This window comes from Gilliamella sp. B3127 (assembly GCF_026536935.1).
Lineage (GTDB): Bacteria > Pseudomonadota > Gammaproteobacteria > Enterobacterales > Orbaceae > Gilliamella > Gilliamella apicola_E.
In genome coordinates this window covers 447,267-459,414 of sequence record NZ_JAFNNI010000001.1, presented here as the reverse complement: position 1 = coordinate 459,414, position 12,148 = coordinate 447,267, and the positions used below count along the sequence as shown (strand labels likewise).

The window sequence follows — 12,148 nt, the reverse complement described above, 5'->3', positions numbered from 1 at the left end:
GTATTACCATACCGTAAAAAATAGTGACATAAAGCCGCAAGATATAGCTTGTCGGCTATGATTGTTTTATGCGCCAATTATTGGCGATAAATATAGTTTTAAAAGTAATGAGATTTTAGTATGAAAGAAAAATTTTTTGGTGGTTTATTAGTTTTTTTAGGTGCGTGTAGTTTTGGCGTTCTCTCTTCTATTGTAAAAACCGCTTATCAATCAGGTTATACCCTAGGACAAGTTACTGGTGTTCAATGTTTTTTAGGTATGTTGATATTATGGGGGATCCATCTGATTGTAAAAACGCTCAAACAACCAAAGATTAAAAATAAAAAAAAATTAACCCCAAAATGGAAAGTATGTGCAGTAGGTATATTTCCCGGATTAGTGGGTATTTGCTATTATCAATGTGTACAGTTGGTGCCAGCATCAATTGCGATTATTTTGCTTATGCAATACTTATGGATTAGTGTCATTATTGATTTTGTTATTTTTAAAAATAAACCTTCACCACTTCAATTAGTCACAGTCGTTATCATAATTGTTGGTAGTTGTTTTGCTGCGGGTCTTTTCAATCAAGCTATTGAATTAAATTTAACAGGTTGTTTATTTGGTTTTCTAGCAGCGCTTATGTATTCGCTTTTTATTACAACTAGTAGCAATATCGGCAATGAATTACCAAAATTAGAGAAAAGTGCCTTGATGATAACCGGTGCTTGTATTGTGACTTTCTGTATTTTTCCGCCACTATTTTTCTTTGAACTCAGTATTGACGATAAAATTTATCAACTCGGATTTTTATTGGCCTTATTAGGTACGGTCTTACCCCCTTTTCTATTTTCAGTCGGTATGCCTAAAATCGGCATTTCGCTGAGTGCGATTTTATCCGCTGCAGAACTGCCTGTAGCTGTAACCTGCTCTTATTTTTATTTAAAAGAATCGGTCTATTTGAATCAATGGATTGGAGTAGTGATTATTTTGTTTGCAATCGCCTTACCAAATCTAAAACATTTAAAGAAATAATATTCAATAAATTAAGTGTGGTTATCCACACTTAATTATCTTCAAACAGATCTTGTACTTAACTTTTTAACCAATAGTCTAAATATTCTTTACAGGATTCTTTTGTTACTCACAAATATTATAACGTTAAGCATAGGCTGATTTTATCTATCGTGGAGATACAATAAGTTGCCCTGATCCCCACTATTTTATCCTGAAGAATATTTGACGTGATAACAATTAGTATATTGTAATAATTTTGAGCTCAAAATCGCTCGAGTGAAAAGAGCAAAAAAAAATAATCAGAATGCCAATAATATTTTTCACCGTTATTCTGCCCATTAAAATAATGAAATGTTTAAATAATCTCGCTAAATTAAATTAACAATATATCATTTATCAAATACTGGACAAAAATATAAAAAAATACTAGTATTTAATAACCTGAAAAACAGTAATGTTATTGATAAAATAGTTTATGTTTTTTAAGGTATTTTTTACATCTTTAAAATAAAGTCTTTACCGAGGTTGATACATTTTGTTATTTGGTTTATTTAGTTAAATAAAGTAGAAATGAAGTAATATTATCTTTTGGTATTTAAAAATTTATTGATCGTCCCAATATAAAGTAATATATTTTTATCTTAAAAATATTTTGCATCACCAAGAGTTAATTATTTTCTAAAAATATTTTCTAGTAGAGTAATAACGAAAGAGTTTAAGTCCGATATACGATAAATTAGTAGTTGAGTTTATCCCTTTTATTGCAAACATTTTCAAGAAGATTTGATACTTCTTAAATGGACTTATATCAACCAATGATTGGATTGAGGTATCAATATGCCCCCTAATCTATATTCTAAGACAAATATTTTATCAAGATGAATAGCTTGACTGAGTGATAAATGTTTAGTTATAAGAAGTCTTATTTATTTTAATCCAGATAGAGTTTATTTAGTTAATCTTTGATTTGTAGATCATAATTGGTATTTTTTTAATTAGTTTTTTCAAAATATTATGGAGGGTACTGAAAAAATAGCCGGTTTAAATAAGCTAGTAATTAGTCTGATAGGCTTATAGTAATCGTATGGTCTTTTTTGTAAAAAAACCACAAGTTTTAATAGTCAGTAGTAAATAGCAGTATTTTAAAAATCTTAATTGATTTTTATTTATAAACATAAAGTTATACAGATATACAGATATACCTTGGCAATGAGTGTTTATTATCAAATTTATTGTTCTATTTTTACCCTGAATTAAAAAGGAAGTTACAGAATGAAGACATATAAAAAGCCATTATTTACCTTAGTGCACAGTAATGATGCTATTCCTGAACACAAAACTTTAGCTTATTTAGATTCAACATTAAATGATTATACCGATCACATCGACGAAATTATTGGTTTACGTATCAAGGAGTTAAAGCTACACCATTCTGAATACAGGGAACATCATAATGACACTAATAAGAAATCAGGTTTTTCATTTATTTTCCCTGAAATATTTGAATCAGAACACCATAAAAAACAGATTGGCATGTTAAAAGAAGAGATGTTAATTGCCAAAGAGTCCAATAAAGTTATGGAATTACTTAGTGATCGTTTAAAAGAATTTGCCAAATTTTACCCAGAAATACAACTTAATTTAAATAATGTTCAACTATTACCAACTAAATTTAAAGAGTACCTTTTTGCTCCACCTTTAGTCTTAACCGAAGATAATGCAATTATGCTTTGGGATGACTAGAAAAAAACTTAACAATAATTAATAAGCTAAAAATCTACAGTAGTAACATACTGTAGATTTTTTTTATTTATAGTTTTATATATTAACTATTAAATGCGCTTTCTCCGTGACTGTTAATATCAAGTCCTTCACGTTCATATTCTTCTGAAACACGTAAACCAACTGTAATATCAGCGATTTTATAAGCAATGAAGGCAATAATTGCAGTCCAAATTACACAGGTAATCACACTCATTAATTGTATGCCAACTTGACTAGCCATAGTAACGCCTTCGGCAAAGCCTATACCACCCAGTGATTCGGAGGTAAATACTCCAGTTAATATACAGCCAACAATACCACACACGCCATGAACGCCAAATACGTCGCAAGTATCATCTACTTTTAAGACTCTTTTTAAAGATGATACGCCCCATACTCCTGCAAAACCACAAGCAAGCCCAATTAACATTGCTCCACCAACACCAACAAAGCCAGCAGCAGGTGTTACACCAACTAATCCAGCTATTACACCCGATGCAGCACCTAAACATGATGGTTTGCCACGTAGTATCCATTCGGCAATGGTCCAGGCGAGTACGGCTGCGGCTGTTGCAGCTACGGTATTGATGAAGGCTAGTCCAGCGATTTCGTCAGCGTGTGTTGATGATCCTGCATTGAATCCAAACCAACCAATATATAATATTGCGGCCCCTAAATAAACATAAGGTAGGTTGAATGGTTTTAATGGTTCACGGTTATAGCCAATACGGCTTTTAAGCATATAAGCACCTAATAGACCGGCAACAGCTGCATTGATGTGCACAACGGTTCCGCCAGCGAAATCCAATGCACCTTCATCACCAAGGATACCACCACCCCATACCATATGTGCCATTGGAATATAGGAAAAAGTAAACCATAACACCATAAAGATAAGGACAGCTGAAAAACGGACTCTTTCAGCAAACGCACCTAAGATCAAACAACAAGTAATACAAGCAAATGAACCTTGGAATGCAATCCAAATTAGTTCGTAAATCGAACCTGAAATATCAGTAATACCAACATTAACCAATAAGAATTGCTCAAAATTGCCGAAAAACCAGTTACCTTCACCAAATGCTAATGAATACCCATAAGTAATCCATAATACAGCAATTAAAGAAAAGGTGACTAAGACTTGCGATAACATGGATAGCACATTTTTAGATCGTAATAATCCGCCATAAAAAAATGCGATACCAGGCACAGACATAAATAACACTAATGCAGTACAAATCATCATAAAACCATTATCGGCTTTATCCGCAATTTCCACTTCGTCGGCAAAGACTGGACTGGCTAAAACTAAACTTAAAGAGAGAATAATTTTCTTCAACATAATGATATCCTTATTGATAGTTATAGTGCTGACTCATCAGTCTCGCCGGTACGAATTCGAACTACGTGTTCTAATGGCGTAACAAATATTTTGCCATCGCCTATTTTTCCGGTATACGCAGCTTTTGTAATGGTGTTAATGACTTCATCAAGTAATTCATCGCTAATGGCTAACTCTATTTTTACTTTTGGTAAAAAGTTAACATTGTATTCAGCGCCTCGGTACAGTTCGGCGTGACCTTTTTGTCGGCCAAAACCTTTAACTTCAGTAACAGTTAAACCAGTAACACCTATATTGGATAGTGATTCCCTAACCTCTTCTAATTTAAAAGGCTTAATAACTACAGTGACAAATTTCATCCATTACTCCTTATAACTATTAATCTTATTAAAGTTAATGCAAAGGGCGTGCCAAAAATTAAAAAGAGGGTGATTAATATTGTGAAATACTTAAAATGAGTAAAGGTTATTAGTTGCTATTTAAAAAAAAGTTGAGGAACGGGGTTTTTGAAGCGAAAAATAGTCTCATTGTCGCACTAATATGGTGCTTGTGCTTATTTTTGGTGCTGTTTTAAATGTGCCAAATTAGAATGTTACCATTAATTTTCGATACTCATCATAAGCAAAATGGTCGGTCATACCGCTGATATAATCCTGAATTAAACGACAACGATAGTAAAATTCCCAACAATCAAAGTGTTGATTGCCTATCTGCTCAAGTGCTTGTTGATAAGCTACGCAATGTTTTGCTGATAGTTTGTGATACAACCGAGTTTCGATAGGATATTTTTTGTGATTACCTGTTTTGACTAATTTTATAAAATCATCAGTAGGCATAGCTAAAAGTGGGCTGTAGATCTCTAGCAATCCAGTAATGATTCGGTAACCTTGCAGTTCGATATTTTCAACCGTTTCATGGTTAAAGATGTGTTCAAAGCCAACTGTTTTGAAGATACTAAGCAATTTATATTCCGCACCATGATCTTCAAGTAGAGCATGATTAAAGGAACCATGATAAATTGCTTCGATGTTTTCGATAAATCGTTCAGCTGCATGAGGTACGAGTTGACCAATGGTATTTACACGCAAATACATAAAAAACTGGTCGATACCTATCGCTTCAAATTCATTCTTTTTCAAATTTTCATAAGGGCGATTCACAACTTCATCAAATAAATCACCTTTTTTAACGGGTCCCCATGCTTCTTTTAAATAATGATAAAGCTGCTGAACAGTTAAAATTTTCTTTTCTACAGCATCTTCAAGATCGGCGATACAGTAGGAAATATCATCTGCTGCTTCCATAATATAAGTGAGCGGATAACGATGGAAAGGTTGGATATCAAGTTGTTCCGAAAGTGTTTTAATAAAAGACTCTTCGGATAGATAATACCCTGGTTTTTTCATTAAGTAATTAAATTCATCAGGTATAGGATCAGACCAATAAGCTGGTTTCGAATATTTAAGAATTGACGCAATTTGCGAGTAAGTTAAATTAAGTCGTAAAATCGTATGAACTAATCGAATTGCTTGTGCATTACCCTCAAAATTAGAGAGATCTTGGCGTATTTTTAATTTTAATGATTGAGTTGATTTATCATCAGTATCCTGAATATTAAGCACTGAGTAGCATGACGTTTTATCTATACCTAAACGCATACCAAACCAATGATTGATTGCCGCTTCACCAAAGTGACCAAATGGTGGATTACCTATATCATGCATTAAGCAAGCCATTTCAACTAGGCTTTCAATTGACATAACTGAATTTTCAAGGCCAAAAGCCTTTAATTGTCCAGATTTATTAAGTCGATAAATAATCTCTTTTACAATATAACGACCAACTTGTTGTACTTCCAGTGAATGAGTAAGGCGTGTTCGAACGACAGAATTACGCTCTAATGGAAATACTTGTGTTTTTTGTTGTAAACGCCTAATGGCAGCAGAATTAAGGATGCGACCACGATCACTTTCGAAAAAGCGTAAAACCGAGTAATCATCAAATGCTTCACGCGGTTTACTTGCATATCGCTGATAATTAATTTTTTTACTAAAGTCGATCATATCGCAGTCCCTTGATTTAATCAGCTATAATTTTTGTTTTGCCCATGCTATTGGTTGACTATATTCCGCTGGTAATAAAAAGGATAATTGGTTTAATACTTCAATTAATTTTGGGCTATCGTTATGAGTTAGGTTGATGTGTCCAACTTTTCGCCCTGCTCTTACTTCTTTTTCATACCAGTGTAGATGCGCTAAATCAACTGATAACCATTTGAGATTAAAATCTGTTCCAATCAAATTCACCATGACCGATGGGCAAAAAACATCCGGTTTAGGCATTGGTAGTCCTAAAATTGCCCTTAAGTGTAATTCGAATTGGCTAATAGATGCCCCATTTTGGGTCCAATGTCCGCTATTATGTACTCTTGGCGCTAATTCATTAATTAGTAAGTTATCCCCAATAACAAAACATTCCATCGCCATAACGCCTACATAATTGAGTTTATGCATGATGCTTGAAAGCATCTGTTCAGCTTTATTCTGCAATGTATTACTTTTACTAGGAATGGCAACACTCATTTTTAAAATGCCATCTTGATGGAGATTATTTGTTAAGGGATAAAAGACAGTTTCGCCTTTAGCATTTCTGGCACCAACTAGTGATAGCTCTTCTTCAAAAGGAATGGCTTGTTCAACAATAGCATGTTGATAAACATCGTCTGGAATCGAATCGTGAGCAGTTATGCGCCATTGGCCTCGACCATCATAGCCACCTGTTCGACGTTTAACGATTAATAAATCACCCAAATTTTTATATAAATTCGGCCAATCATCTTCATTATTAAGCGGGTACCATTTAGCCGTAGGTAAATTAAGCTCATCAAGTAACTGCTTTTGACTTAAACGATCTGCTATTATTGGAAATACATCTCGATTAATGAAGTGGGGGTGGCTCGCTAAGAGTTGAGTAAACGTTGTTTCGGGCCAACGCTCAATTTCAGCAGTAATGACTGAACTTTGGTAAGGGATGGTTGCAGGATCAACATCCAAGCCAACTGGATAGACATGGATTCCTAAAGGTTCACCAGCCTGTCTAAGCATTCGTCCTAGCTGGCCATTTCCTAAAACACAAACAGATTGCATTGTCATATTAAATATCGACTCTCGGATCAGGATTATTCAAAACTTCATCAGTTTGACTCAATCGCCAATTTGATAAACGTAGATAGATCTCTGGGTTATGCAATGCCAGAATTTGTGCAGCTAATAAAGCTGCATTTGCCGCTCCAGCTTTACCTATAGCTAAAGTTCCAACAGGAATACCTTTAGGCATTTGTACGATAGAATAAAGGCTGTCAATACCACTAAGCGCTGCACTTTGAACTGGAACACCTAACACTGGTACTAGTGTTTTCGCCGCTAACATACCAGGTAAATGCGCAGCCCCACCTGCTCCAGCTATGATCACATCAAAACCTCGTGATTTGGCATTTTGCGCAAATTCAAACAATTTATCAGGTGTTCGGTGTGCAGAAACAATTTCGACATGATAAGCAATGGTTAAAGTATCTAAGATATCCGCAGCATGTTGCATGGTACTCCAATCACTTTTCGAGCCCATTACAATGGCAATTTTAGGTTGAGTATGCATAAACGTTTATAGGAAGATATAAAATATTAAGTGTTCAAAGTATACACTAAAATTAAATGAATGGGCTAGCAAGAAGTAAGGTTGATTATCAATAAGTTAAATTATCAGATTGAGAATATCCGCCAAGATTATGACGGATAATTATCTGTATATTACGGACTCACTGCCGCAACAATTTTTATTTCAATTAAATACTCTTTTTTCATTAACCCTGCATTAACGGTACAACGAACAGGCGCTTTTCCTTTTGCTACCCATTCGTCCCATGCTTTGTTCATGGCAGAAAAATCGTTTTTGTTTACTAAAAATAGTGTCGCATCAAGAATGCGAGTTTTATCACTATTTGCTCTAGCCAAGATGTGATCTATTTCAGCTAATGCACTTTTAGTTTGTATATAAGCATCATCACTCAAATCAGTTGGAACACTAGTATAGTAAATTACATTGTTATGAATTACTGCTTCTGACCACCTTTCCGCAGGATCTATTCGTGTTATTGTCATTATATTTTCCTTAAAGACTATTTATTAAGATACCTTTATAAAATCCGAACGCAATTTTTTAATCTCATCACGTAATACACCTGCTTTTTCAAATTCAAGATTCTGAGCAGCTTCGTACATCATGGCTTCAAGTTCTTTAACTCTTGCCTGAACTTCTTTTATTGAAACATAATTATACTGACCACCTTGTTCAAATGCTTGAATTTTAGCCGTTGATTTTTTAGTGCTTAAACCTGCATCTAAGATATCTTTGATTTCTTTACGCACTGATTTTGGTGTAATTCCATGTTCCTGATTGAAATCTTCCTGTTTTTTACGACGCCTTGCAGTTTCATCAATAGTGAGTTGCATTGCTGGCGTAATTTTATCAGCATATAATATTGCTTTACCATTAACATTTCGAGCTGCGCGTCCCACGGTCTGAATTAATGAGCTTTCTGAACGTAGAAATCCTTCTCGGTCAGCATCTAAAATTGCGACTAATGATACTTCTGGGATATCTAATCCTTCTCGAAGTAAGTTAATACCAACTAATACATCAATCTTACCTAAACGCAAGTCGCGAATAATTTCCATTCGTTCAACAGTGTTAATATCAGAATGCAAATATTTAACATTGACATTATGTTCTGATAAATAGTCTGTCAAATTCTCAGCCATTCGCTTAGTCAATGTTGTCACAAGAACGCGTTCGTCTTGGTTTATGCGTAATTTAATTTCAGACAAAAGATCATCAACTTGAGTAGCCACAGGCCTAACTTCGATGATTGGATCTAATAATCCTGTAGGTCTTACCACTTGTTCGATGATTTCACCTGCTGATTTTTCAATTTCATATTTAGCAGGTGTTGCCGAAACATAAATTGTTTGTGGCATGATATTTTCAAATTCTGTAAATTTTAATGGTCTATTATCTAAAGCCGAAGGTAATCGAAAACCGTATTCAACCAGATTAAGTTTTCGCGATCTATCACCATTATACATTGCACCCAATTGTGGGATTGCTACATGCGATTCATCAATAAACAATAAGCCATCAGCAGGTAAATAATCAAATAGTGTTGCTGGCGGATCGCCGGCATTTCGTCCTGCTAAATAACGAGAATAGTTTTCTATCCCAGAACAATAACCAAGCTCTGTCATCATCTCAATATCAAATAGTGTGCGTTGAGTTAATCGTTGCTCTTCTAGTAGACGATTATTGTCCAACAATACTCTTTGGCGTTCTTGAAGCTCTTGCTTAATTTCAACAATTGCGTCATCCATGATATTTCTTGGTGTGACATAGTGTGTTTTTGGATAAATAGTAATACGTGGTACTTCATTAATTGCATTACCTGTTAATGGATCAAATATGACTATTCTTTCAACTTCATCATCAAAAAGCTCAACACGCACTGCATGTTCATCTGAATCAGCTGGAAATATATCAATCACATCGCCACGAACACGAAAAGTACCGCGACTAAAGCCAATTTCATTACGTGTATATTGTAATTCTGCTAAGCGCGTTAATACTGCGCGTTGGTCAGTAATCGTCCCTCTTGCCAAATGTAATATCATTGACATGTAAGTTTCAGGTGCACCTAAACCATAAATAGCCGATACCGAAGCAACGATAACAACATCACGGCGTTCTAATAATGATTTGGTTGCCGATAGTCTCATTTGTTCAATGTGCTCGTTAATCGATGCATCTTTCTCTATAAATGTGTCTGTAGACGGAACATAAGATTCTGGCTGATAATAATCATAATAAGAGACGAAATATTCCACCGCATTATCCGGAAAGAACGCTTTCATTTCACCATATAGTTGAGCAGCCAAAGTCTTATTAGGCGCTAAAATAATTGTTGGGCGATTATGCTTTGCAATAACATTAGCCATGGTAAAAGTTTTACCAGATCCTGTTACTCCTAATAATGTTTGATGCGCAATTCCATCATCAAGATTTTGATTTATACGATCAATTGCTACCGGCTGATCACCTGCTGGTTTAAAATCAGAACATAGTTTAAATTTTCTCATTACATCGCAACCTAAAATTTCACCTATTAATAAAAATTATCCCCAAAAACACTTGACCTTTAAAAATGTTATATTTTTTGTTCAGTTAAGTTAAAAGTTTGTTAAGACATTATTAAAACTATACCTTGATTTATCGTAATGCTATGATTAATAATAATTATTAAAATCATGGCTAAGTTGTAATCAAATTAAATAAAAACCTGATAGACATTGAAGTTAGCACACTTTTCAATTAACTATTCACAGACTTATCCACAGGTAACGGGGATAACTTGCTAAGTATAATCAATATAGACTTTTTTGAATTTTTAGCTTAAAAAAACGCCACTAAAAAAAAGTTTTTTTATTGATTATTTCTATTTTTAAGTCTCATTTTAATAGTTTATAACTAATCCATTATTTGATACGCTCAATTTTATATTGATAGCCAACAGTATCATTTGGCACAAAAGTTAATCGATGAGTGATGCATTTTGGTGCATCTTCTGCATGATGTGAAACAAACAATAATTGTGTACGACCTTTATCGATTAAATTATCAATCCAATTTTTTACTAGTTCTCTATTTAGATGATCCAGTCCTTGTAGCGGTTCATCTAAGATAAGTAATGTTGGATGTTTCACTAAAGCTCTCGCTATCAATACTAATCGCTGTTGTCCCCAAGATAATGATTGAAAGGGTTTATCGGCTAAACCAGTCAAATCTAGTAATTGTAACCATTGCTTAACTAACTTTGCTTGTTTATCACTAATCGCTTGGTAGACCCCAATTGAATCAAAGTACCCCGATACCAATACATTTTCCACACTTAAGCTAACTCGATAGTCAAGGTGAAAACTACTACTGACATAACCAATATGACGTTTAATATCCCATATTGTTTCGCCAGACCCTCGTTTTCGCCCAAATAGCGTCAAATCATTACTATAACCCTGAGGATGATCGCCAGTTATTAGACTTAATAATGTCGATTTACCTGCACCATTTGGACCAATGATCTGCCAATTTTCATTCGCTTTTACCAACAAACTAAGTCCATTAATAATTGACTTTCCATCATATTGAACATGACCATTATTTAATATAATACGGTCTAATGTATCGGGTAGTTGAATGGGTGTTTCATCCGGTTCGGGTAAAGTAAAGTTTGATAGCTGTTCTAAATTCGCAAGTTGCTTGATGGCTACGTCATTTAATATGGTGTCTTTGGGACCAAATTTCAATAGCTGGCAGTTAGCAAGTATTCCAATATTTTTTACAAATATTGGGATTTCATTAAAACGATTCAACACCATTACAATCGTAATATTTTTTTCAGCGAGTTGTTTAAGTTTTTCAGCTAGGTTTGCTCGAGATGCAACATCTAAACCATCAAACGGTTCATCTAAAATTAGCAGTTCCGGTCGACTCATTAATGTGCGACATATCAATGTTTTGCGTGTTTCACCGGTTGAGAGATATTTAAAGCGACGATCTAACAGATGTTCAATACCAAATTGTCGGGCTAAATGTTCGCAAAGTTCGGCATCTTGATTAACTTCTTGAATAATTTCTACTGTAGTTAATCCAGTATCATCTTCGTTGTCACTAAGCATATCGGTATTATTGCGTTTCCATTCATCATCTATTATTTTTTGAAGTTGCTCAAATGAGATATGCGCTATTGATTTAAATTGATTGATAACTTTACCCGACAATAACGGTTGATTACCAGCTAATGCTTTAGCCAATACCGACTTGCCCGAGCCATTTCGACCTACAAAAGCGACAATGTCACCACTATTGATAGTCAATGATTCAATTTTAAAAACGTTGAAATCACTTATTTTATATACTGCATTTTCAATTTGTAACATAAAT

10 protein-coding genes are annotated in these 12,148 nt (G+C 34.3%); 2 read left to right on the top strand and 8 right to left on the bottom strand.

Going from position 1 to position 12,148, the window contains the following annotated elements; all coding sequences use genetic code 11:
* Positions 1 to 120: 120 nt before the first annotated feature.
* Both J3U00_RS02050 and J3U00_RS02045 read left to right on the top strand, forming a co-directional pair.
* Positions 121 to 1,014, top strand: a complete 894-nt coding sequence (locus J3U00_RS02050) for an EamA family transporter (protein ID WP_267331353.1) — start codon at positions 121 to 123, stop codon at positions 1,012 to 1,014.
* 1,254 nt (positions 1,015 to 2,268) lie between these two features.
* The gene (locus J3U00_RS02045; protein ID WP_065562560.1) at positions 2,269 to 2,739 is read left to right on the top strand and encodes a hypothetical protein; all 471 of its coding nucleotides are present in this window, start codon (positions 2,269 to 2,271) and stop codon (positions 2,737 to 2,739) included.
* Positions 2,740 to 2,821: 82 nt separating this feature from the next.
* On the opposite strand, the gene amtB is transcribed toward J3U00_RS02045, so the two are convergent.
* From amtB to modF, 8 genes are all read right to left on the bottom strand, one after another.
* Positions 2,822 to 4,102: an ammonium transporter AmtB gene (gene amtB, locus J3U00_RS02040; RefSeq protein ID WP_065734595.1), complete on the bottom strand. Its 1,281-nt coding sequence runs from the start codon at positions 4,100 to 4,102 to the stop codon at positions 2,822 to 2,824.
* Positions 4,103 to 4,122: 20 nt separating this feature from the next.
* On the bottom strand, positions 4,123 to 4,461 hold the full coding sequence (gene glnK, locus J3U00_RS02035; RefSeq protein ID WP_065562562.1) for a P-II family nitrogen regulator: 339 nt from the start codon (positions 4,459 to 4,461) through the stop codon (positions 4,123 to 4,125).
* Positions 4,462 to 4,686: 225 nt separating this feature from the next.
* On the bottom strand, positions 4,687 to 6,165 hold the full coding sequence (dgt, locus tag J3U00_RS02030) for a dGTPase (RefSeq protein WP_267331352.1): 1,479 nt from the start codon (positions 6,163 to 6,165) through the stop codon (positions 4,687 to 4,689).
* A 24-nt stretch (positions 6,166 to 6,189) separates the two neighbouring features.
* Entirely contained in the window at positions 6,190 to 7,248 is a 1,059-nt protein-coding gene (purK, locus tag J3U00_RS02025; protein WP_416379868.1) for a 5-(carboxyamino)imidazole ribonucleotide synthase, read from the bottom strand.
* A 7-nt stretch (positions 7,249 to 7,255) separates the two neighbouring features.
* Positions 7,256 to 7,756: a 5-(carboxyamino)imidazole ribonucleotide mutase gene (gene purE, locus J3U00_RS02020; protein ID WP_065562564.1), complete on the bottom strand. Its 501-nt coding sequence runs from the start codon at positions 7,754 to 7,756 to the stop codon at positions 7,256 to 7,258.
* A gap of 152 nt (positions 7,757 to 7,908) precedes the next feature.
* Positions 7,909 to 8,259 (bottom strand): RidA family protein, encoded by a 351-nt coding sequence (locus J3U00_RS02015; protein WP_267330200.1) that lies wholly within the window; start codon positions 8,257 to 8,259, stop codon positions 7,909 to 7,911.
* A gap of 24 nt (positions 8,260 to 8,283) precedes the next feature.
* Entirely contained in the window at positions 8,284 to 10,287 is a 2,004-nt protein-coding gene (uvrB, locus tag J3U00_RS02010; protein ID WP_065562566.1) for an excinuclease ABC subunit UvrB, read from the bottom strand.
* A gap of 396 nt (positions 10,288 to 10,683) precedes the next feature.
* Positions 10,684 to 12,144, bottom strand: coding sequence for a molybdate ABC transporter ATP-binding protein ModF (gene modF / locus J3U00_RS02005; protein ID WP_267331350.1), 1,461 nt, complete (start codon positions 12,142 to 12,144; stop codon positions 10,684 to 10,686).
* Positions 12,145 to 12,148 lie beyond the last annotated feature (4 nt).